This window comes from Streptomyces sp. NPDC001728 (assembly GCF_040297565.1).
In the GTDB taxonomy this organism is placed as follows: Bacteria; Actinomycetota; Actinomycetes; order Streptomycetales; family Streptomycetaceae; genus Streptomyces.
In genome coordinates this window covers 28,354-49,404 of record NZ_JBEOZK010000008.1, presented here as the reverse complement: position 1 = coordinate 49,404, position 21,051 = coordinate 28,354, and the positions used below count along the sequence as shown (strand labels likewise).

General features: G+C 72.0%; 14 protein-coding genes. 12 read left to right on the top strand and 2 right to left on the bottom strand.

What is annotated here, in order from left to right:
• Nucleotides 1–129 precede the first annotated feature (129 nt).
• From speB to ABT154_RS14365, 6 genes are all read left to right on the top strand, one after another.
• Nucleotides 130–1,107, top strand: a complete 978-nt coding sequence (gene speB / locus ABT154_RS14390; RefSeq protein WP_351856959.1) for an agmatinase — start codon at nt 130–132, stop codon at nt 1,105–1,107.
• A 104-nt stretch (nt 1,108–1,211) separates the two neighbouring features.
• On the top strand, nt 1,212–2,894 hold the full coding sequence (locus ABT154_RS14385) for a thiamine pyrophosphate-binding protein (protein WP_351856957.1): 1,683 nt from the start codon (nt 1,212–1,214) through the stop codon (nt 2,892–2,894).
• 153 nt (nt 2,895–3,047) lie between these two features.
• A complete protein-coding gene (locus ABT154_RS14380; RefSeq protein ID WP_351857302.1) occupies nt 3,048–6,797 on the top strand; it encodes an ABC transporter ATP-binding protein in 3,750 nt (1,249 codons plus the stop codon).
• 107 nt (nt 6,798–6,904) lie between these two features.
• Nucleotides 6,905–7,258, top strand: coding sequence for a hypothetical protein (locus ABT154_RS14375; protein ID WP_351856955.1), 354 nt, complete (start codon nt 6,905–6,907; stop codon nt 7,256–7,258).
• A gap of 79 nt (nt 7,259–7,337) precedes the next feature.
• Entirely contained in the window at nt 7,338–7,754 is a 417-nt protein-coding gene (locus ABT154_RS14370) for a hypothetical protein (RefSeq protein WP_351856953.1), read from the top strand.
• A gap of 211 nt (nt 7,755–7,965) precedes the next feature.
• Nucleotides 7,966–9,417: a serine protease gene (locus tag ABT154_RS14365; RefSeq protein ID WP_351856951.1), complete on the top strand. Its 1,452-nt coding sequence runs from the start codon at nt 7,966–7,968 to the stop codon at nt 9,415–9,417.
• Nucleotides 9,418–9,481: 64 nt separating this feature from the next.
• Here the strand turns inward: ABT154_RS14365 and ABT154_RS14360 are convergent, their stop codons facing one another.
• Complete coding sequence (locus ABT154_RS14360) at nt 9,482–11,308, bottom strand: glycoside hydrolase family 3 protein (protein WP_351856949.1); 1,827 nt, start codon at nt 11,306–11,308, stop codon at nt 9,482–9,484.
• Between the two features lie 347 nt (nt 11,309–11,655).
• On the opposite strand from ABT154_RS14360, the gene ABT154_RS14355 reads away from it, so the two are divergent.
• The gene (locus tag ABT154_RS14355) at nt 11,656–12,222 is read left to right on the top strand and encodes an AAA family ATPase (RefSeq protein ID WP_351856947.1); all 567 of its coding nucleotides are present in this window, start codon (nt 11,656–11,658) and stop codon (nt 12,220–12,222) included.
• A 437-nt stretch (nt 12,223–12,659) separates the two neighbouring features.
• Here ABT154_RS14355 and ABT154_RS14350 read toward each other — a convergent pair whose 3' ends face one another.
• Nucleotides 12,660–13,706, bottom strand: coding sequence for a LacI family DNA-binding transcriptional regulator (locus tag ABT154_RS14350; RefSeq protein WP_351856945.1), 1,047 nt, complete (start codon nt 13,704–13,706; stop codon nt 12,660–12,662).
• Between the two features lie 110 nt (nt 13,707–13,816).
• On the opposite strand from ABT154_RS14350, the gene ABT154_RS14345 reads away from it, so the two are divergent.
• The 5 genes from ABT154_RS14345 (at nt 13,817) to ABT154_RS14325 (ending at nt 20,722) form a co-directional block, all read left to right on the top strand.
• Entirely contained in the window at nt 13,817–14,968 is a 1,152-nt protein-coding gene (locus tag ABT154_RS14345) for a Gfo/Idh/MocA family protein (protein ID WP_351856943.1), read from the top strand.
• Nucleotides 14,965–16,116 (top strand): dihydrodipicolinate synthase family protein, encoded by a 1,152-nt coding sequence (locus ABT154_RS14340; RefSeq protein WP_351856941.1) that lies wholly within the window; start codon nt 14,965–14,967, stop codon nt 16,114–16,116. The genes ABT154_RS14345 and ABT154_RS14340 overlap by 4 nt, the downstream gene beginning before the upstream one ends.
• The gene (locus ABT154_RS14335) at nt 16,113–16,916 is read left to right on the top strand and encodes a sugar phosphate isomerase/epimerase family protein (protein WP_351856939.1); all 804 of its coding nucleotides are present in this window, start codon (nt 16,113–16,115) and stop codon (nt 16,914–16,916) included. Before ABT154_RS14340 ends, ABT154_RS14335 begins: the two co-directional genes overlap by 4 nt.
• A gap of 105 nt (nt 16,917–17,021) precedes the next feature.
• Entirely contained in the window at nt 17,022–19,253 is a 2,232-nt protein-coding gene (recD2, locus tag ABT154_RS14330; protein ID WP_351856937.1) for an SF1B family DNA helicase RecD2, read from the top strand.
• Nucleotides 19,254–19,432: 179 nt separating this feature from the next.
• The gene (locus tag ABT154_RS14325; RefSeq protein WP_351856935.1) at nt 19,433–20,722 is read left to right on the top strand and encodes a citrate synthase; all 1,290 of its coding nucleotides are present in this window, start codon (nt 19,433–19,435) and stop codon (nt 20,720–20,722) included.
• Nucleotides 20,723–21,051 lie beyond the last annotated feature (329 nt).

Below are 21,051 nucleotides of genomic sequence, written 5' to 3'. Positions count from 1 at the left end.
CTTCGTACATTTCCGGTGTCGACAGTGGAGGAAACGTACCCTTCAACGGAGGGCCCCGGCGACCTACCGTCGTGAACATCCGGGGCCACGGGCGGACCCCGACCGATCCACCTCAGGAGGACCCCGACCATGAGCAGCAGCGACCGGAACACCCCGCGCGGCCCGATCGACTCGTCCCGCGTCCCGCGGTACGCCGGTCCCGCGACGTTCGCCCGTCTGCCGCGACTCGACGAGGTCGGCACCACCGACATCGCCGTGGTCGGCGTCCCCTTCGACACCGGTGTCTCCTACCGCCCCGGCGCCCGCTTCGGCGGCAACGCCATCCGCGAGGCCTCCCGCCTGCTGCGCCCCTACAACCCGGCGCAGGACGCCTCCCCGTTCGCCCTCGCCCAGGTCGCGGACGCCGGCGACATCGCCGCCAACCCGTTCAACATCAACGAGGCCGTCGAGACCATCGAGGCCGCCGCCGACGACCTGCTCGCCTCCGGCGCCCGCATGATGACCCTCGGCGGCGACCACACCATCGCGCTGCCGCTGCTCCGCTCCGTCGCCAAGAAGCACGGCCCCGTCGCCCTGCTCCACTTCGACGCGCACCTCGACACCTGGGACACCTACTTCGGCGCCGAGTACACCCACGGCACGCCGTTCCGCCGGGCCGTCGAGGAGGGCATCCTCGACACCGAGGCGCTCTCCCACGTCGGTACGCGCGGCCCGCTCTACGGCAAGCAGGACCTCACCGACGACGAGAAGATGGGCTTCGGCATCGTCACCTCGGCGGACATCTACCGCCGTGGCGCCGACGAGGTCGCCGACCAGCTGCGCCAGCGCATCGGCGACCGCCCGCTGTACATCTCCATCGACATCGACTGCCTCGACCCGGCCCACGCGCCCGGCACCGGCACCCCCGAGGCGGGCGGCATGACCTCCCGCGAGCTGCTGGAGATCCTGCGCGGGCTGTCCTCCTGCAACCTGGTGTCGGCGGACGTCGTCGAGGTGGCGCCCGCGTACGACCACGCGGAGATCACGGCGGTCGCCGCCTCCCACACCGCGTACGAGCTGACGACGATCATGTCCCGCCAGATCGCGGCGGGCCGCGCGGCGAAGTAGGAACCTGTCGGAGGTGCCCCGCGTTCCTCCCCCGGGCGGAACGCGGGGCCCGCCCCGGCCACCGGGCCGCACCGCACCGACCACGCCACGCCCCGAGGGATCCGATGACCCACGACCACGACCTGGTACTCCGCCCCACCGACGCGCAGACGGCCGCCGCCCTCGACCCGCCCGAGGGGCGCATCGGCGGCGACCTGGTCGTCGAGACCCTCACCGGCCTCGGCGCCACCACCGTCTTCGGCCTCCCCGGCCAGCACGCCCTGGGCATGTTCGACGCCCTGCGCCGCTCCGCCCTCCGCTACGTCGGCCTCCGCGTCGAGAACAACGCGGGCTTCGCCGCCGACGCCTACGGCCGGATCACCGGCGAGGCCGCCCCGCTGCTGCTCTCCACCGGGCCCGGCGCGCTGATGTCGCTCGCCGCGCTCCAGGAGGCCGCGTCCGCGTCCGCTCCAGTCCTCGCGATCGGCAGCCAGATCCCGGTGGCCGGCCTCGGCGGCGGCCGGCACGGCTACCTGCACGAGCTGCGCGACCAGCAGGCCTCCTTCCGTGACGTGGTGAAGTCCGTCCACATGGTCCGTACGCAGTCCCAGATCCCCTCCGCCATCGCGGCGGCCTGGGAGTCGGCACTCACCGCCCCGCACGGACCGGTCTGGGTGGAGATCCCGCAGGACGTGCTCCTCGCGGAGACCACACTGCCGGTCGTGACGGCGATGGACGCGACGCCCGAGGAGGTCGCCCCGCGCCCCGAGCTGACGGCGGTCGCGGCGCACCTGCTCGCGAACGCCGAGCGCCCGGCGGTCATCGCGGGCGGCGGAGTCGTCCGCTCCGACGCCTCGGGCAAGCTGCTGGCCCTCGCGGAGCGGCTGGACATCCCGGTCGTGACGACCTTCGGCGGCAAGGGGGCGTTCCCGTGGGTGCACCCGCTGTCGCTCCAGTCCTGGCTGGAGGACCGGCACACCACCGACTTCCTGGAGGACGCCGACGTCCTGCTCGTCATCGGCTCGGGCCTCGGTGAGCTGTCCTCGAACTACCACACGTTCGCGCCGCGCGGCCGGGTCATCCAGATCGAGGCGGACGCAGGGAAGCTGGAGTCGAACCACCCGGCGCTCGGCATCCACGCGGACGCCCGGCTCGCGCTCCAGGCGCTCCTGGAGACGGTGCCGGAGCGCCGGGACCCCACCGCGCCCGAGCGGGTCGCGGCCGTCCTGGCGAAGGTCGGGGACCGGATCGCGGCCCAGGGCCTGGGTCTTGAGCAGCGGGTCGTGGCAGCGGTGCGGGAGGCGCTGCCGGAGCGGTCGCCGAGCTTCTGGGACATGACGATCCTGGCGTACTGGGCGTGGTCGGCCTTCGACGCGAAGCACCCGAACACGATGCACTCCGCGCAGGGCGCCGGCGGCCTCGGCTACGCCTTCCCGGCGGCCCTCGGCGCGGCGGTGGCCGACCCGAGCCACCCGGTCCTCGCGGTCTCCGGCGACGGCGGCGCGATGTACTCGATCGCGGAGCTGGCGACGGCGAAGCAGTACGGCCTGGACGTGACGTGGCTGATCGTCGACGACGGCGGCTACGGCATCCTGCGCGAGTACATGACGGACGCCTTCGGCGAGGCCACCGGCACGGAACTCAGCCGCCCGGACTTCGTGGCCCTCTCGGAGTCCTTCGGCGTCCCGGCGACCCTGACGACCCCGGAAACCCTGACGACGGACCTGACGAAGTCCCTCACGACCCCGGGCCCGTCGGTGGTCGTCCTCCCGGCCCTCCTGAGGATGTTCGAGCCGACGCACCTGTGAGCGCGCCGGGCCGGGGACCCGGGACCCCGGCCGGGTCCCCGCCGGGACCTTCGGCCGGACCCCGCCCCCGTTTTGTTGCGGCGGGATGAAATCGCAGCCCAGCGGTGTTGGGCCTTCCGGTAGAGCAGGACGGACGGGAGGCCATTCGTGGCGGTGGTCGGGGAGAAGCAGCAGGGCTGGGCGCGCAGGCTGGCCGGGTACGCGTGGCGGTACAAGGCCAACGTGTTGCTCGCGCTCGGGTCGTCCCTGCTCGGGATGGCCGTGCTCGCGCTCGTGCCGCTGGTCACCAAGGTGATCATCGACGATGTCGTCGGGACGAAGACCCGGAGCCTCGGCGTCTGGACCGGGCTGCTCGTCGCCGCCGCCGTGCTCGTCTACGTCCTCACCTACGTCCGCCGCTACTACGGCGGACGGCTCGCCCTGGACGTCCAGCACGACCTGCGTACCGACATGTTCGCGACCATCACCCGGCTCGACGGGCGGCGGCAGGACGAGCTGTCCACCGGGCAGGTCGTCGGGCGGGCCACCAGCGACCTCCAGCTGATCCAGGGCCTGCTGTTCATGCTCCCGATGACCCTCGGGAACATCCTGCTCTTCCTCATCTCGCTGGCCGTGATGGCCTGGCTGTCCCCGCCCCTCACCCTCGTCGCGCTCGCCGTCGCCCCCGCCCTCTGGTGGATCGCCAAGCGCAGCCGTACCCGCCTCCACCCCGCCACCTGGCACGCGCAGCAGCAGGCCGCCGTCGTCGCCGGTGTCGTCGACGGGGCAGTGACCGGCGTCCGGGTCGTCAAGGGCTTCGGCCAGGAGGACCAGGAGACCGGCAAGATCCGCGAGGCCGGGCGGAAGCTGTTCGCCGGCCGGCTGCGGACGATCCGGCTGAACGCCAAGTACACCCCGGCCCTCCAGGCCGTCCCCGCCCTCGGCCAGGTCGCCGTCCTCGCCCTCGGCGGCTGGCTCGCCTACAAGGGCCAGATCACCCTCGGCACCTTCGTCGCCTTCTCCTCCTACCTGGCCTCCCTCGTCGGCCCGGTCCGGATGCTCGCCATGGTCCTCACCGTCGGCCAGCAGGCCCGCGCCGGCGTCGAGCGGGTCCTCGACCTGGTCGACACCGAGCCGGTCATTCAGGACGGCACCAAGGACCTTCCCGCGGACGCTCCCGCCACCGTCGAGTTCGACGACGTGAGCTTCGGATACCCGGGCGCCTCCGGCAGGACCACTCCCGTCCTCGACGGCTTCTCCCTGGAGATCCGCCCCGGCGAGACCGTCGCCGTCGTCGGCGCCTCCGGCTCCGGCAAGTCCACCGTCTCCCTCCTCCTGCCCCGCTTCTACGACGTCTCCCACGGCGCCGTCCTCGTCGGCGGCCACGACGTCCGCGAGCTCACCCTCGACTCGCTGCGCGCCGCGATCGGCCTCGTCCCCGAGGACTCCTTCCTCTTCTCCGACACCGTCCGCGCCAACATCGCGTACGGCCTTCCGGAAGCCACCCAGGAGCAGATCGAGACGGCCGCCCGCGCCGCTCAGGCCGACCGGTTCATCGCCGAGCTGCCCGAGGGCTACGACACCAAGGTCGGCGAGCACGGCCTCACCCTCTCCGGCGGCCAGCGCCAGCGCGTCGCCCTCGCCCGCGCCATCCTCACCGACCCCCGTCTCCTCCTCCTCGACGACGCCACCTCCGCCGTCGACGCCAAGGTCGAGCACGAGATCCACGAGGCCCTGAAGTCGGTGATGGCGGGCCGTACGACCCTGCTCATCGCCCACCGCCGCTCCACCCTCGGCCTCGCCGACCGCATCGCCGTCCTGGAGGACGGTCGGCTCGCCGACATCGGCACCCACGCCGAGCTGGAGGAGCGCTCCCCGCTCTTCCGCCGCCTCCTCACCGACCCCGACGAGCTGGGCGCCGTCTCGCCCGGCCACATCGCACCGCCCGCGCCGCCCGAGGACCGCATGCTGCGGGCCGAGCTGGACGCCGAGTTCGACGCCGAGCGGGGCCTCACCCCCACCCTGTGGGTGCGCGAGGAGACCCCCGACCGGGAGAGCACCGCGCCGGGGGCCACCCCGGAGCTGCTCGCCGCCGTCGAGGCCCTGCCGCCCGCCGACGACACCCCCGCCATCGACGAGGCCCGCGCCGTGTCGGCGGAGGACTCCTACGGCCTGCGCAGGCTGCTCCGGGGCTTCGGCCTCCCGCTGCTCGTCAGCCTCGGCCTGGTCGCGCTCGACGCCGGCGCCGGTCTGCTGCTCCCGGTCCTGATCCGGCACGGCATCGACGAGGGCGTGAACCGGCTCGCGATCGGCGCCGTCTGGGCGGCGTCCGCGCTGGCCCTGGTGACCGTGCTCGTGCAGTGGATCGCGCAGACCGCCGAGATCCGGATGACCGGCCGGACCGGCGAGCGGGTCCTCTACGGACTGCGGCTGAAGATCTTCGCCCAGCTCCAGCGGCTCGGCCTGGACTACTACGAGCGCGAACTGACCGGCCGGATCATGACCCGGATGACCACGGACGTGGACGCCCTGTCCACCTTCCTCCAGACGGGGCTGGTCACCGCCTTCGTCTCGGTCGTCACCTTCTTCGGGATCATGGTCGCGCTGCTGGTGCTCGACCTCCAGCTGGCCCTGGTCGTCTTCGCGACCCTGCCGGTCCTCGCCGTCGCCACGTTCTTCTTCCGCCGTTCCAGCGTGAAGGCGTACGAGCTGGCCCGCGAGCGGATCAGCGTGGTCAACGCCGACCTCCAGGAGTCGGTCTCCGGCCTCCGGATCGTGCAGGCCTTCCGCCGCGAGCGGTCCGGGGCGGAACGGTTCACCGAGCGCAGCGACCACTACCGCGAGGCGCGCGTCCGTGGCCAGTGGCTGATCTCGGTCTACTTCCCGTTCGTCACCCTGCTGTCCTCGGTCGCCGCGGCGGCCGTCATGATCGTCGGCGCGAACCGGATCGAGGCGGGCACGCTCACCACCGGTGCCCTGGTCGCCTACCTCCTCTACATCGATCTGTTCTTCGCCCCCGTGCAGCAGCTCTCGCAGGTCTTCGACGGCTACCAGCAGGCGACCGTCTCGCTGCGGCGGATGCAGGAACTCCTCCGGGAGCCCACGTCGACGGCCGCCGCCGACGCACCCCTGGACGTCCTTTCGCTGCGCGGCGAGATCGCCTTCGAGGACGTCTCCTTCGCGTACGGCGGGGAGGACGGCACCGTCAAGGACGAGACCGCCCTCACCGGCATCGACCTGCGCATCCCGGCCGGCCAGACCGTCGCCTTCGTCGGCGAGACCGGCGCGGGCAAGTCGACCCTCGTCAAGCTCGTCGCCCGGTTCTACGACCCGACGGGCGGCCGGGTCACCGCCGACGGCACCGACCTGCGGGACCTCGACCTCACCGCGTACCGGCACCGGCTCGGCGTCGTCCCGCAGGAGGCGTACCTCTTCGCGGGGACGATCCGCGACGCCATCGCCTACGGCCGTCCCGAGGCGACCGACGCCGAGGTGGAGGCGGCGGCCCGCGCGGTCGGCGCCCACGACATGATCGCCACCCTCGAAGGCGGCTACCTCCACGAGGTGGCCGAGCGGGGCCGCAACCTCTCCGCCGGTCAGCGCCAGCTCATCGCGCTCGCCCGCGCCGAACTCGTCGACCCCGACATCCTGCTCCTCGACGAGGCCACGGCGGCCCTGGACCTGGCCACCGAGGCCCAGGTCAACCAGGCCACCGACCGGCTCGCCGGCCGCCGCACGACCCTGGTCGTCGCCCACCGGCTGACCACGGCGGCCCGCGCCGACCGGGTGATCGTCATGGACCACGGCCGGGTCGCGGAGGACGGAACCCACGAGGAACTCCTCGCGCTGGGCGGCCCGTACGCGGCCCTGTGGAGCACGTTCATCGGCGAGGCCGTGGACGAGGAGGAGCCGGAGCGGGTGTGACGCGGGGCTGGGGCCGGGAGCCGGCGCGCGATCTGAGTACGGGCCGCCCGGCGGGATGAGTATCCCGGCGGATTCGGCCACCCCGCCGCCGGGATGGAATCGGGGGCATGAGCGACGACCTCCGTCCCCGCGCCGCCTCGCCCGTCCCCGTCACCCCGCCGGACGCCGAGGGTACGCGACTGCGCAAGCGCTCGATGATCTGGGCCGGGCTGTTCGTACCGGCGTCGCTGCTCGCCGGCATCCTCGTGCTCACCCGGGAGAACACCGCGCGCTGCCTCGGCTACGGCGAGGCCTGCGACGGCACCCCTGGCCTGCTGTACATCGCCGCCCTGGTGGTCGTCCTCGCGGCGCTGGTGACCGTGCGGAGCACCTCCCGCGGGGACGTCCGCCGGGCGGCGTTCTGGACCCAGCTCGGCGCCGAGGGCGTCTTCCTGCTCTTCCTCCTCACCGCGTTCGCGTAGCCGCAGCAGCCTGGAGGCAACCATTCCGGCCCGGCGCGCGTCGTACGCCCGTACGCCGATCCACCCGGGAGGGGAACCCATGTCCACGGACACGACGACCGCACGGCCCGGCCGACGGCTGCTCGCCCGGGTCCTCGCCCCGTTCCTGGCCGCCCTCGCGCTGCTCCTCCTGCCGGGACCCGGCCCCGGCGGAGCCATCGCCGACGCCGCCTCCGTCTGCCACGGCCGGCCCACCCGCACCATCGCCTTCGCGACCGGCGAGCTGCGCCTCTACAAGACCCGCCACTACGCCTGCGCCGTCACCATCGCCAAGCGCCCCGGGGCCCTCCGCCCGATGAGCGTCTCCCTCCAGCCGCGTGGCGGCCGGCCCGCCGTCAAGGCGGGGCGCTTCGGCCGGCAGGCCGGTCCCGTCACCGTCCACGCCCTCAACCGCTGCGTCCGCGTGGCCGCCTCGGTGTCCGGCCGGGGGACGGCCACGGGCTGGATCCTGTGCTGACCGTTCGCCGCGCCGACTGATTCCCCGCCGCCCGATTCCGGTACCGAACGGCACCCGTGCCGCCCGATTCCCGTACCGAACGCGCACCCGCCCGGCCCGATTCCTGTGCCCATGCGAAGGAAAGTCCAAGCGTAAGGGCCAACTGGGTCTGGCGGTCCACACGTTGCCCCCGCTAGGTTCGCGAGACCGTTGTGAACCAAGGGGAGGACGAATGCGCAAGTCGCTCAGATGGGCGCTGTCGCTTTCGGTGCTCATAGGCACCGTCGGCTCGACGGGCGTGGCTACCGCCGCGGACACCGAGGCCGAGACCATCACCACGTCCGTCGCCGACTCGCAGAGCACGGACATCAAGGACCGCCTGCTGGCGATTCCCGGGATGAGCCTGATCGAGGAGAAGCCGTACGCCGGCTACCGCTTCTTCGTCCTGGACTACGTCCAGCCGATCGACCACCACCGCCCGTGGGCGGGCACGTTCAAGCAGCGGATCTCGGTCCTCCACAAGGGCACGGACCGCCCCACCGTCTTCCGCACCAGCGGCTACGGTCTGAGCACCGCCCCGAGCCGGGCCGAGCCGACCCGGATCATCGACGGCAACCAGGTCTCCATGGAGTACCGCTTCTTCACGCCGTCGCGCCCGCAGCCGGCCGACTGGTCCAAGCTCGACATCTGGCAGGCCGCCAGCGACCAGCACCGGATCTACACCGCGCTGAAGAAGGTCTACAGCGAGAACTGGCTCTCCACCGGCGGCTCCAAGGGCGGCATGACCGCCACCTACTACGAGCGCTTCTACCCGAGGGACATGGACGGCGTCGTCGCCTACGTGGCCCCCAACGACGTCGTCAACAAGGAGGACTCGGCGTACGACCGGTTCTTCGAGACCGTCGGGACGAAGGACTGCCGCGACCGCCTGAACAACATGCAGCGCGAGGCCCTCGTCCGCCGCGAGCCGCTGCAGAAGAAGTACAAGGAGTGGGCCGAGACCGAGGGCGCCACCTTCAACACCCTCGGCTCGCTCGACAAGGCGTACGAGGCCGTCGTCCTCGACTTCGTCTGGGGCTTCTGGCAGTACTACGGCCAGGACGTCTGCGACCGGATCCCGGACGCGAAGACCGCGAGCGACGACACCGTCTACGAGACGATCGACGCCTACTCCGGCTGGTCCGCCTACACCGACCAGGACCTGGAGTACTACACGCCGTACTACTACCAGGCGGCCACCCAGCTCGGCTCGCCCAGCATCAAGCAGCCGCACCTGAACGGTCTGAGCCGCTACGGCTACCAGCCGGCCAGCAGCTTCGTGCCGAGCGAGATCCCCATGAAGTTCCAGCCGCAGGTCATGCGGGACGTGGACAACTGGGTCCGCAGGAACGCCGACCGGATGCTCTTCGTCTACGGCGGCAACGACCCGTGGGGTGCCGAGCCGTTCCACCTCGGCAAGGGCGCGCGCGACAGCTACGTGTACTACGCGCCGGGTGCCAACCACGGCGCGAACGTCGCCGGTCTCGTCGACGCGGAGCGTGAGAACGCCACCGCGCGCATCCTGGCCTGGGCCGGAGTCGACGCCCCGGCCGTCCAGGCGGCGAAGCCGCTGGCCCGCTTCGACGCCCGCCTCGACAAGGCGGTCGACGAGGACGTGACGCGGGAGCACGGCCTGCGGCCGTAGTTCCCTCGGTCGGACCATGAGGTACGAAGGTGGGGTGCGTCCGGCGGCGCACCCCACCGTCGTGTCAGCGGTACGACAGGCCGTACCCGAGCGGGTACAGCTCCTTCGCCGGGTCCTGCGCGCTCCGCACCGGGACCGGCAGGCGGCCCTGCGGCCGAGCCCGGCCGGCCAGCACGCGTACGGCCGCCCGGAGTTCGACGTCGGTCCACGAGTAGGCCGCGAGCGTCGCCCGCTGGCCGGACAGCATCGCCACGTCGTACGGGTTGCGGATCGCGATCGTCACCACGGGCACCCCGGTCGCCACCAGCCGCGCCACGAGGGTGCGCTGCGGGCTGGTCGCGGTGACGTTGTACGTCCCCACCACCACCAGTGCCTTCCCGGCCGCCGCCGCCACCGCCTCGTCGATCTTCGCGGCCGTCGGGGTGGTTCCGGTGGAGAGCGCGGTCGCGGTGAAGCCCAGTTCGGTCAGGGCGGTCGCGAGCGTCGTGGTCGGCGGGCCCGTCGTACCGGACGGGGAGGCCGGATCGGCGCCGACGACCAGGACCGCGCCGTGCGAGGCCGGAGCCACCGGCAGGAAGCCGTCCTCGTTGACCAGCAGGGTCGTGGTCGTCTCCGCGATCCGGTCGGCCTGGGCGAGGTGCGCGGCCGTGCCGACCACCCGCTGCACGCCCGCCCGGGTCACGTACGCGTTCCGGAACAGGCCCAGCTTCGCCTTGAGCCGCAGGATGCGCAGGATCGATTCGTCGAGCCGGGCCTCCGTCAGCTCACCGCTCCTGACCGCCGCCAGGACCGCGTTCCACGCCACGTCCAGCTTCGGCGGGTTGAGCAGCTGGTCCACGCCCGCCTTCAGGGCGAGGACCGGGACGCGCGCGTCGCCGTACTTGGTGCGCACCCCCTCCATGCCGAGCGAGTCGGTGACCACCACACCGTCGTAACCGAGCTGTTCGCGCAGGATGCCGGTGAGGATGGGCCGGGACAGGGTCGCCGGGTCCTCGCTCGGGTCGAGCGCCGGGACCACGATGTGCGCGGTCATGATCGAGTCGATCCCGGCACCGATCGCGGACCGGAACGGCGGGGCGTCCAGCTCCGCCCACTGCTCCCGGGTGTGGGTGATCGTCGGAAGCCCGTAGTGGCTGTCGACGGCGGTGTCGCCGTGGCCCGGGAAGTGCTTGGAGGTCGCCGCGACCCCGGCCCGCTGATAGCCCTTGACCTGCGCGGCGACCATCCCGGCGACCGCCGCCGGGTCGGAGCCGAAGGAACGGACCCCGATGACCGGGTTGGCCGGGTTGACGTTGACGTCCGCGACCGGCGCGTAGTTCTGCCGGATGCCGACGGCCGCCAGCTCCTCGCCCGCGATCTGCGCCGCCTTACGGGCGTCCGCGTGCGACCCCCCGGCGCCGAGGGCCATCGCCCCGGGCAGCAGTGTGGCCGGCTCGCCCACCCGGCAGACGATGCCGTGCTCCTGGTCGGTGGAGATCAGCGCGGGGACCGGGGTGGGCTGCGCGAGCGCGGCCTGCTGGATGCCGTTGGACAGCTCGGCGATCTGCTGCGGGTCGCGGGTGTTGTGGGCCCAGGCGAAGTAGATGACCCCGCCCACGTGGTAGCGCTCGACCAGCTCGGCGGCCGTCCGGACGCCGATCTCCTGGAGGTTGGCGTCGATGTCGGCCTGGTCGGGTGCGGTCGCGGAGTGGCCGTACACCCTCATCACGAAGAGCTGGCCGACCTTCTCCTCTAGGGACATGCGGTCGATGATCCGCCGGAGCTTCCGGTCGTCGGGCCGTTCCCTCTCGGCGTGGGCGGGGGTGCTCACGCCGGTGACGGCGGCTGCCGCCGCGGCGGCCGTCACCGTGAGAAGGGTGCGTCGGGAGGGGGCGGGGGCGCGGTGGTGCACTGATGCTCCTTCCGGCCGTGCGAGGTTGGAGGACTCGTCGGAAGAACCCCTGAAGGAAACTTCCAAGGAGTCACGAAAGCCCGAAAGTAACTGCCAGGTCAAGGACCCGCGCAGGAATCACCCACGGCGGCGATCCCGGGCCGGAGTCCCTGGAGCGTACGGACCGTCGCCCGGATCTCCGGGCGCCGCGCCGCCTCCGTCCGCCATACGGCGTGCGGCCGGCGCGTCGCCGTCGGATCGAGCCGCACCGCCACCACGGCGGGGTCCCGTGGCGGGCGGAATCCGCTGGCGACCGGCGGGCGCGTGGTCGTATCGTCGTCCGGCCGCAGCGCCCAGGAAAGGCCCCCATGACCTTCGAGAACATCACCGTCGACGCCCCCGCGCCCGCCCCCGGCGCCGTCCTGCTCGTCGGCATCCCCGGCAGCGGCAAGTCCACGGTCGCGGCGGCCCTCGCCGCCCGCCTCGCCCGCTCCGCGCACATCGAGGGCGACGCGCTCCAGTCCCTCATCGTGGGCGGCTGCCACTGGCCCACCCCCGACGGCGACCCGGAGGCGGACCGCCAGATCCTGCTGCGCGCCCGCAACGCCTGCCTGCTCGCGGACAGCTTCGCCACGGCCGGTTTCGTCCCGGTCATCGATGACGTGGTGGTACGCCGCTCCCACCTGGACCACTACCGCGCCCTGGTGAAGGCGGTGCCGCTCCATGTGATCGTCCTGGCCCCGGGCCCGGAGAAGGCCTGGGAGCGCAACAACGCCCGCGACAAGCGCCTGACGACGAACTGGGCGTTCCTGGACGAGGCGATGCGCGCCGAACTGTCGGGCGAGGGCGTCTGGATCGACAACGCGGAGCACACGGTGCAGCAGACGGTGGAAGCGGTGGCGGAGGCGACGGGCCTGAGGGGTCTGCTGAGCTGACGTACGTGCGCGCGGACGACCGGGAGTCCCTCCGCCGACTCCGCGCCTACCGACGCCGCCTGCCCGGTAGCCGCCCGGCCTCGGCCCCGCAGCCGCCTGCCCCTACCCCGTGACCGCCTGCCCCTTCCGCCCCGTCACCCGAGGCATCGCCGGCACCTGAGGCGCCCCCGTCGCCTGAGGCACCTCCGTCGCCTGAGGCACCTCCGTCGCCTGAGGCGCCCCGCCACCCGAGGCACCTCCGTCGCCTGAGGCACCTCCGTCACCTGAGGCACCTCCGTCACCTGAGGCGCCCCGTCACCCGAGGCACCTCCGTCACCTGAGGCACCTCCGTCACCCGAGGCGCCCCCGTCACCTGAGGCACCTCCGTCACCTGAGGCACCTCCGTCACCCGAGGCGCCTCCGTCACCTGAGGCACCTCCGTCACCTGAGGCGCCCCGTCACCCCCGAGGCGCCCCCGTCGACCTCCGTACCACCAGCCCCGCCGGCACGTCCTCCCTGCCGCCCGCCGGAGGCTCCTCCGTGCCCATGGCCAGGCGGCCCGCCCGTACCCCCGACTCGTGCAGTGGGAGGTGCACCGTCGTCAGGGACGGGACCGCGTCCACCGAGAACGGCAGGTCGTCGAAGCCCGCGACGGACACGTCGCCGGGGATGCTCAGGCCGCGTTCCCGCAGGGCCGCGCAGACGCCGAGCGCGACCGTGTCGTTGGCGGCGACGACCGCCGTGAGGCCGGGGTCGCGGGTGAGGAGCTCGGCCGTGGCCTCGTAGCCGGCCCGCCGGTCGTACGCGCCGTGGACGGTCGGCCCCTCCGGGACGCCCGCCGCCGCGAGCGCCTCGCGGTGGCCTTCGAGCCGGTGCCGGGTGGTGGTCCGGGCGGCGGGCCCGGCCGCGTACCCGATGCGCCGGTGTCCGAGGCCGAGCAGGTGCTCGGTGAGGCGCCGCGCGCCGGTCCGGTTGTCGAAGACGAGCGCGGCCGTGTGCGCGTCGCCGTCCACGGGCGGGCGCCCGCAGAGCACCACGCGCGTCCCGGCCTCCGCGAGCTTGGCGAGCTTCGCCGTCGTGGCGGCCAGGTGCTCGGGTCCCTCCAGGGACCCGCCCATCAGGATGACGGCGGCGGCCCGCTGCCGCTGGAGCAGGGTGAGGTAGGTCAGTTCGCGCTCCGGGGAGCCCCCGGTGTTGCAGACGACGGCGAGCTTCTCGCCGCCGCCGCGCCCGGTCCCGCCCTCCCCGATGGCGCTCTGCGCGGCCCCGGCCATGATCCCGAAGAAGGGGTCGGCGATGTCGTTGACGAGGACGCCGACCAGATCGGACGTGGCGGCGGCGAGCGAGCTCGCGGGCCCGTTGAGGACGTAGTCCAGCTCGTCCACCGCGCGCAGCACCCGCTCGCGGGTCGACGCGGCGACGGGGTAGTTGCCGTTCAGGACGCGGGAGACGGTGGCGGGGGAGACCCGAGCGCGGGCGGCCACGTCCGCCAGGGTGACGGTCATCGGGTGCGTACCTCCGGGGCCTTGTCGACGGCGATGTCGGCAGGCTAGCGTCATCGTCGATGGAAAGCGCTTTCTATCGAGGCGCGGAACACCGGGGAGAGGAACCTTTCGTGACACGCAGGACAGTCCGCATCGCCATGAACGGCGTCACCGGACGCATGGGACACCGCCAGCACCTCGTCCGCTCGATCCTCGCGCTCCGCGAGCAGGGCGGCCTCGACCTCGGCAACGGCGACGTCCTCTGGCCCGAGCCGGTCCTCGTCGGCCGCCGCGAGCCCGCCCTGCGCGCCCTCGCCGAGCGCCACGGCCTCACCGAGTGGTCGACCGACCTCGACGGCGTCCTCGCCGACGACAGCATCGACATCTACTTCGACGCCCAGGTCACCTCCGCCCGCGTCGAGGCGCTCACCAAGGCCATCGAGGCCGGGAAACACATCTACACCGAGAAGCCCACCGCCGCCGACCTGGCCGGCGCCCTGGAGCTGGCCCGCCTCGCCACCGCGAAGGGCGTGAAGCACGGCGTCGTCCAGGACAAGCTGTTCCTCCCCGGACTCCTCAAGCTGAAGCGCCTGATCGACGGCGGCTTCTTCGGCGAGATCCTGTCCGTGCGCGGCGAGTTCGGCTACTGGGTCTTCGAGGGCGACTGGCAGGACGCCCAGCGCCCCAGCTGGAACTACCGCGCGGAGGACGGCGGCGGCATCGTCGTCGACATGTTCCCGCACTGGGAGTACGTGCTCCACGAGCTGTTCGGCCGGGTCACCTCCGTCACCGCCCAGGTCGCCACCCACATCCCGCGCCGCTGGGACGAGCAGGGCAAGCCGTACGAGGCCACCGCCGACGACGCCGCGTACGGCATCTTCCAGCTGGAGGGCGGCGCCATCGCCCAGATCAACTCCTCCTGGACCGTCCGCGTCAACCGCGACGAACTCGTGGAGTTCCAGGTCGACGGCACCCACGGCTCGGCCGTCGCGGGGCTCCGCGACTGCCGTGTCCAGCACCGCTCGGCCACCCCCAAGCCGGTCTGGAACCCGGACATCCCGGCGACCGAACCCTTCCGCGAGCAGTGGCAGGAGGTCCCCGACAACGCCGAGTTCGACAACGGCTTCAAGGCCCAGTGGGAGCTGTTCCTGCGGCACGTCACGCTCGGGGAGCCGTACCACTGGGACCTGCTCGCGGGCGCCCGGGGCGTCCAGCTGGCCGAGCTGGGCCTCAGGTCGGCGGCCGAGGGCCGGCGCCTGGAGGTCCCGGAGGTGACGCTGTGACGATCCACCTGCCCGGACCCGACGGCGGCGTCCGCGCGTACGAGCCCCGCACCGAGCCCCTCGCGCCCGTCACCGGCGGCCCGCTCGCCTCCCGTACGGTCTTCTCCGCCGCCCATGTCGTCGCCGACCCCTTCGCCGACACCACCCCCGACTCGCCCGCCGCCGTCGACTGGGACGCCACCCTCGCCTTCCGCCGCCACCTCTGGTCCCACGGCCTCGGGGTCGCCGAGGCCATGGACACCGCACAGCGCGGGATGGGCCTCGACTGGGCCGGCGCGGCCGAACTGATCCGCCGCTCGTCGGCCGAGGCGAAGGCCGTCGGCGGACAGATCGCCTGCGGGGTCGGCACCGACCAGATCGCGGGCGGTTCGCTCGCGGAGATCCGCGCGGCCTACGAGGAACAGCTCGCGGTCGTCGAGGAGTCCGGCGCCCAGGCCATCCTGATGGCCTCCCGCGCGCTGGCCGCCGCCGCGAGCGGCCCGGAGGACTACCTCGACCTCTACGGCCACCTCCTGCGCCAGGCGGGCGAACCGGTGATCCTGCACTGGCTCGGCCCGATGTTCGACCCGGCGCTCGACGGGTACTGGGGCTCGGCCGACCTCGACACCGCCACCGAGACCTTCCTCGACGTGATCGCCGCGCACCCCGACAAGGTAGACGGCATCAAGGTCTCCCTGCTCGACGCCGGACGCGAGGTGGCGCTGCGCCGCCGCCTCCCGGAGGGCGTCCGCTGCTACACGGGCGACGACTTCCACTACCCGGAGTTGATCGCGGGCGACGAACAGGGCTTCAGCCACGCCCTGCTCGGCATCTTCGACCCCCTCGCCCCGCTGGCGGCGGAGGCGGTCAGGACCCTGGACACCGGCGACACGGCCGGCTTCCGCGGGATCCTCGACCCGACCGTCGCGCTCTCCCGGCACCTCTTCCGGAACCCCACCCGCTTCTACAAGACGGGCGTGGTGTTCCTCGCCTGGCTGGCCGGCCACCAGGACCACTTCACGATGGTCGGCGGCCTCCAGTCCGCCCGCTCGCTGCCGCACCTCGCACGCGCGTACGAACTGGCCGACGGCCTCGGCCTGTTCCCGGACCCGGCCCTGGCCGAGGCCCGGATGCGGTCCCTGCTCACGGTCCACGGAGGCATGCGATGAACCTCGACCGCTTCAGCGTCAACCAGATGACGGTCAAGCAGCTCGCCCTGCCCGAGCTGGTGTCCCAGTGCGTCCGTCTCGGCATCCGGGGCGTGGGCCTGTGGCGGGAGCCGGTCCAGGAGTACGGGGTGGAGGCGGCGGCCGACCTGGTGCGGGACGCGGGCCTCACCGTCACCACCCTCTGCCGGGGCGGCTTCTTCACCACGGAGGGCTGGCTCGACTCCAACCGCGCGGCGATCGACGAGGCGGTGGTGCTCGGCACCGACACCGTGGTCCTGGTCTCCGGCGGCCTCACCCCGGCCCACCCGGACCCGCCGTCCGCGCGCGCCGCCATCACCGAGGCCATCGGCGAACTCGCCCCCTACGCGGGCGAACGCGGTATCCGCCTCGCCGTCGAACCCCTCCACCCGATGTACGCCGCGGACCGCTGCGCCGTCTCCACCCTGGACCAGGCGCTGGACATCGCGGAACACTTCCCCGCCGAACAGGTGGGCGTGGTCGTGGACACGTACCACCTGTGGTGGGACGACCGGGCCCCGGCGGCGGTGGAACGCGCGGGCGCGACGGGCCGCATCCACTCCTTCCAGCTCGCGGACTGGACGACCCCCCTCCCGGCCGGAGTCCTCAACGGCCGGGGCCAGCTGGGCACGGGCTCGATCGACCTCAAGGCCTGGTCGGCCCTGCTGGAGAAGACGGGCTACACGGGCCCGGTGGAGGTGGAACTCTTCAACGAGGAACTGTGGGCGAGGGACGGGGTGGAGGTCCTGGAGGAGACGCTGGAGGCGTTCCGGGCGGTCTGACCGCCCTTGAGGCCCCGAGCCCCGCCTGCCGCCGCCCGGGCCGCCGCCCGGGAGTTGTCCGCAGGGCCCCGCGCACTGTCCGAGCTCTTCGCTACGGTTCGTTCCATGTCCAATGAGGGTCGCGGGCCAGGTCCGGCAGTGCTCGAAGGGGTTCTGGAGCGGATCACCTATGCCAACGAGGAGAGCGGGTACACGGTCGCCCGGGTCGACACCGGGCGTGGTGCCGGTGATCTGCTCACCGTGGTCGGGGCGCTGCTCGGCGCGCAGCCGGGGGAGTCGCTGCGGATGGAGGGGCGCTGGGGGTCCCATCCGCAGTACGGCAAGCAGTTCAGTGTGGACAACTACACGACGATCCTTCCCGCCACCATCCAGGGCATCCGCCGCTACCTCGGCTCCGGGCTCGTCAAGGGCATCGGGCCCGTCTTCGCCGACCGCATCACGACGCACTTCGGTCTCGACACCCTCGACATCCTCGAAGACGCCCCCGCGCGGCTGGTCGAGGTCCCCGGGCTCGGCCCCAAGCGCACGAAGAACATCACCGCCGCCTGGGAGGAGCAGAAGGCGATCAAGGAGGTGATGGTCTTCCTCCAGGGCGTGGGGGTGTCGACCTCCATCGCGGTACGGATCTACAAGAAGTACGGGGACGCCTCGATCTCCGTCGTGCGGAACCAGCCCTACCGGCTCGCCGCCGACGTCTGGGGGATCGGCTTCCTCACCGCCGACAAGATCGCCCAGGCCGTCGGCATCCCCCACGACAGCCCCGACCGGGTGAAGGCCGGCCTCCAGTACGCCCTGTCGCAGTCCAGCGACCAGGGCCACTGCTTCCTCCCCGAGGAACGGCTGATCGCCGACGCCGTGAAGCTCCTCCAGGTCGACACCGGGCTTGTCATCGAGTGCCTCGCAGAGCTGGCCGAGGACCCCGAGGGGGTGGTGCGCGAGACCGTCCCCGGGCCCGAGGGGACCCCCGTCACCGCCGTCTTCCTCATCCCCTTCCACCGGGCCGAACTGTCCCTCGCCGGGCAGCTCCGCCGGCTCCTCGCCACCGACCAGGACCGGCTGCCCGCCTTCCGTGACGTGGCCTGGGACAAGGCCCTCGCCTGGCTCGCCGACCGGACCGGGGCCTCGCTCGCGCCCGAGCAGGAGGAGGCCGTACGGCTCGCCCTCACCCGCAAGGTCGCCGTGCTCACCGGCGGCCCCGGCTGCGGCAAGTCCTTCACCGTCCGCTCCATCGTGGAACTGGCCCGCGCCAAGAAGGCCAAGGTCGTCCTCGCCGCGCCCACCGGCCGGGCCGCCAAGCGGCTCGCGGAGCTGACCGGCGCCGAGGCCTCCACCGTCCACCGCCTCCTGGAGCTGAAGCCGGGCGGCGACGCCGCCTACGACCGGGACCGGCCCCTCGACGCCGACCTGGTCGTGGTCGACGAGGCCTCCATGCTCGACCTGCTCCTGGCGAACAAGCTGGTCAAGGCGGTGGCGCCGGGGGCGCACCTGCTGCTCGTGGGCGATGTGGACCAGCTCCCCTCGGTCGGCGCGGGGGAGGTCCTGGGCGATCTGCTCGCCCCGGGAAGCCCCGTACCGGCGGTGCGGCTGACCCGGATCTTCCGGCAGGCCCAGGAGTCGGGTGTCGTCACCAACGCGCACCGGATCAACGCCGGACTCCCGCCGAGGACCGAAGGGCTGCCGGACTTCTTCCTCTTCGTCGAGGAGGAGACGGAGGACGCCGCCCGGGTCGCCGTGGACGTCGCCGCCCGCCGGATTCCGGCCAAGTTCGGGCTCGACCCGCGCCGCGACGTCCAGGTGCTCGCCCCCATGCACCGGGGCCCGGCCGGTGCCGGCTCGCTCAACGGACTGCTCCAGCAGGCCATCACCCCGGCCCGCCCCGATCTGCCGGAGAAGCGATTCGGCGGCCGGGTCTTCCGTGTCGGTGACAAGGTCACCCAGATTCGGAACAACTATGAGAAGGGGGCCAACGGGGTCTTCAACGGTACGGTCGGCGTCGTCACGGCGCTGGACGCCGTCGAACAGCGGCTGACCGTGCGGACGGACGAGGACGAGGAGGTGCCGTACGACTTCGATGAGCTGGACGAACTCGCCCATGCGTACGCGGTCACCATCCACCGTTCGCAGGGCAGCGAGTATCCGGCGGTGGTGATCCCGGTCACCATGAGCGCGTGGATGATGCTCCAGCGGAACCTGCTCTACACGGCCGTGACCCGGGCCCGGAAGCTCGTCGTCCTCGTCGGTTCCCGGCGGGCGATAGCCCAGGCGGTCCGTACGGTCTCGGCGGGCAGGCGCTTTACCGCACTCGCCCATCGGCTCACAGGGGGCGCCCTCGTGTGAAAGATCACGGAGGGGTACCGGAACCGGGGCGAAGGGGGCAGGATATGAAGGTTGGCGGCACTGAGTGCCGCCGATTGGCCCAATGGTCGACCCCGAGTGCACTCTCCTGAGCCAAATGGGGGATGGTAGAGACAGTCAGGGCACCTCGAAGAAGAGGCACTACGTCGGTGAGGGATGACGTGAGCGACAACTCTGTAGTACTGCGGTACGCGGACGGTGAATACACCTACCCGGTGGTCGAGAGCACCGTCGGCGACAAGGGCTTCGACATCGGGAAACTCCGAGCCCAGACCGGTCTGGTCACCCTGGACAGCGGATACGGCAACACCGCCGCCTATAAATCCGCGATCACCTACCTCGATGGTGAGCAGGGGATTCTGCGGTACCGCGGCTACCCCATCGAGCAGCTCGCCGAGGGCTCCACCTTCCTTGAGGTGGCGTACCTGCTGATCAACGGCGAGCTTCCCAAGGTCGACGAGCTGTCGACCTTCAAGAACGAGATCACGCAGCACACGCTGGTCCACGAGGACGTCAAGAACTTCTTCCGCGGCTTCCCGCGGGACGCCCACCCGATGGCGATGCTGTCCTCGGTGGTCTCCGCGCTGTCCACCTTCTACCAGGACAGCCACAACCCGTTCGACGAGGAGCAGCGCCACCTCTCCACGATCCGGCTGCTCGCGAAGCTGCCGACGATCGCGGCGTACGCGTACAAGAAGTCGATCGGTCACCCGTTCGTCTACCCGCGCAACGACCTCGGCTACGTCGAGAACTTCCTGCGCATGACCTTCTCGGTCCCCGCGCAGGAGTACGACCTCGACCCGGTCGTCGTCTCCGCGCTCGACAAGCTGCTGATCCTGCACGCGGACCACGAGCAGAACTGTTCGACCTCCACCGTGCGTCTGGTCGGCTCCTCGCAGGCGAACATGTTCGCCTCGATCTCCGCCGGCATCTCGGCCCTGTGGGGTCCCCTGCACGGTGGCGCCAACCAGTCGGTCCTGGAGATGCTGGAAGGCATCCAGGCCAACGGCGGCGATGTCGACTCCTTCATCCGCAAGGTGAAGAACAAGGAGGACGGCGTCCGCCTGATGGGCTTCGGCCACCGGGTGTACAAGTCCTTCGACCCGCGCGCCAAGATCATCAAGGCGGCGGCGCACGATGTCCTCTCGGCGCTCGGCAAGGACGACGCGCTGCTGGACATCGCGCTCAAGCTGGAGGAGCACGCGCTCTCCGACGAGTACTTCGTCTCGCGCAACCTCTACCCCAACGTGGACTTCTACACGGGCCTCATCTACCGCGCGATGGGCTTCCCGACCGAGATGTTCACCGTGCTCTTCGCGCTCGGCCGCCTCCCCGGCTGGATCGCCCAGTGGCACGAGATGATCAAGGAGCCCGGCTCCCGCATCGGCCGCCCGCGCCAGATCTACACGGGCGAGGTCCTCCGCGACTTCGTCCCGGTCGAGGCGCGCTAGAACCTCAAGCGCCGGACTGCGCCCCGGCGAACCGAGCCTTTGAGAAAAGAGGAAGCGCCCCGCTATCGATCCCCCCACGGGTCGGTAGTCGGGGCGCTTCCCATGTCCCGGAGCGGATTCCCCCCACGGGATCCGGGCCGGGCGTCTGCGGGTGTCAGCAGAAGCTACGCGGGTCGGGCGCTGCGCGGTCTGCCGGGGTACGTACGGGAGGGCCGCTCAAAGCTCCCCGGTGCACGTGCCCCGGCCAACGCTTGCCAATGGGACATCCCCCAAGACATCCCATGAACGTCCCCCAAGACGTTCTCGGCATCGCCCACTTAGACTCGCGA

Excerpts from the sequence above, each read along its gene's own strand:
- speB (WP_351856959.1), top strand. The coding sequence starts at position 130 with ATGAGCAGCAGCGACCGGAACACCCCGCGCGGCCCGATCGACTCGTCC.
- ABT154_RS14385 (WP_351856957.1), top strand. The coding sequence starts at position 1,212 with ATGACCCACGACCACGACCTGGTACTCCGCCCCACCGACGCGCAGACG.
- ABT154_RS14375 (WP_351856955.1), top strand. The coding sequence starts at position 6,905 with ATGAGCGACGACCTCCGTCCCCGCGCCGCCTCGCCCGTCCCCGTCACC.
- ABT154_RS14370 (WP_351856953.1), top strand. The coding sequence starts at position 7,338 with ATGTCCACGGACACGACGACCGCACGGCCCGGCCGACGGCTGCTCGCC.
- ABT154_RS14365 (WP_351856951.1), top strand. The coding sequence starts at position 7,966 with ATGCGCAAGTCGCTCAGATGGGCGCTGTCGCTTTCGGTGCTCATAGGC.
- ABT154_RS14355 (WP_351856947.1), top strand. The coding sequence starts at position 11,656 with ATGACCTTCGAGAACATCACCGTCGACGCCCCCGCGCCCGCCCCCGGC.
- ABT154_RS14350 (WP_351856945.1), bottom strand. The coding sequence starts at position 13,706 with ATGACCGTCACCCTGGCGGACGTGGCCGCCCGCGCTCGGGTCTCCCCC.
- ABT154_RS14335 (WP_351856939.1), top strand. The coding sequence starts at position 16,113 with ATGAACCTCGACCGCTTCAGCGTCAACCAGATGACGGTCAAGCAGCTC.
- recD2 (WP_351856937.1), top strand. The coding sequence starts at position 17,022 with ATGTCCAATGAGGGTCGCGGGCCAGGTCCGGCAGTGCTCGAAGGGGTT.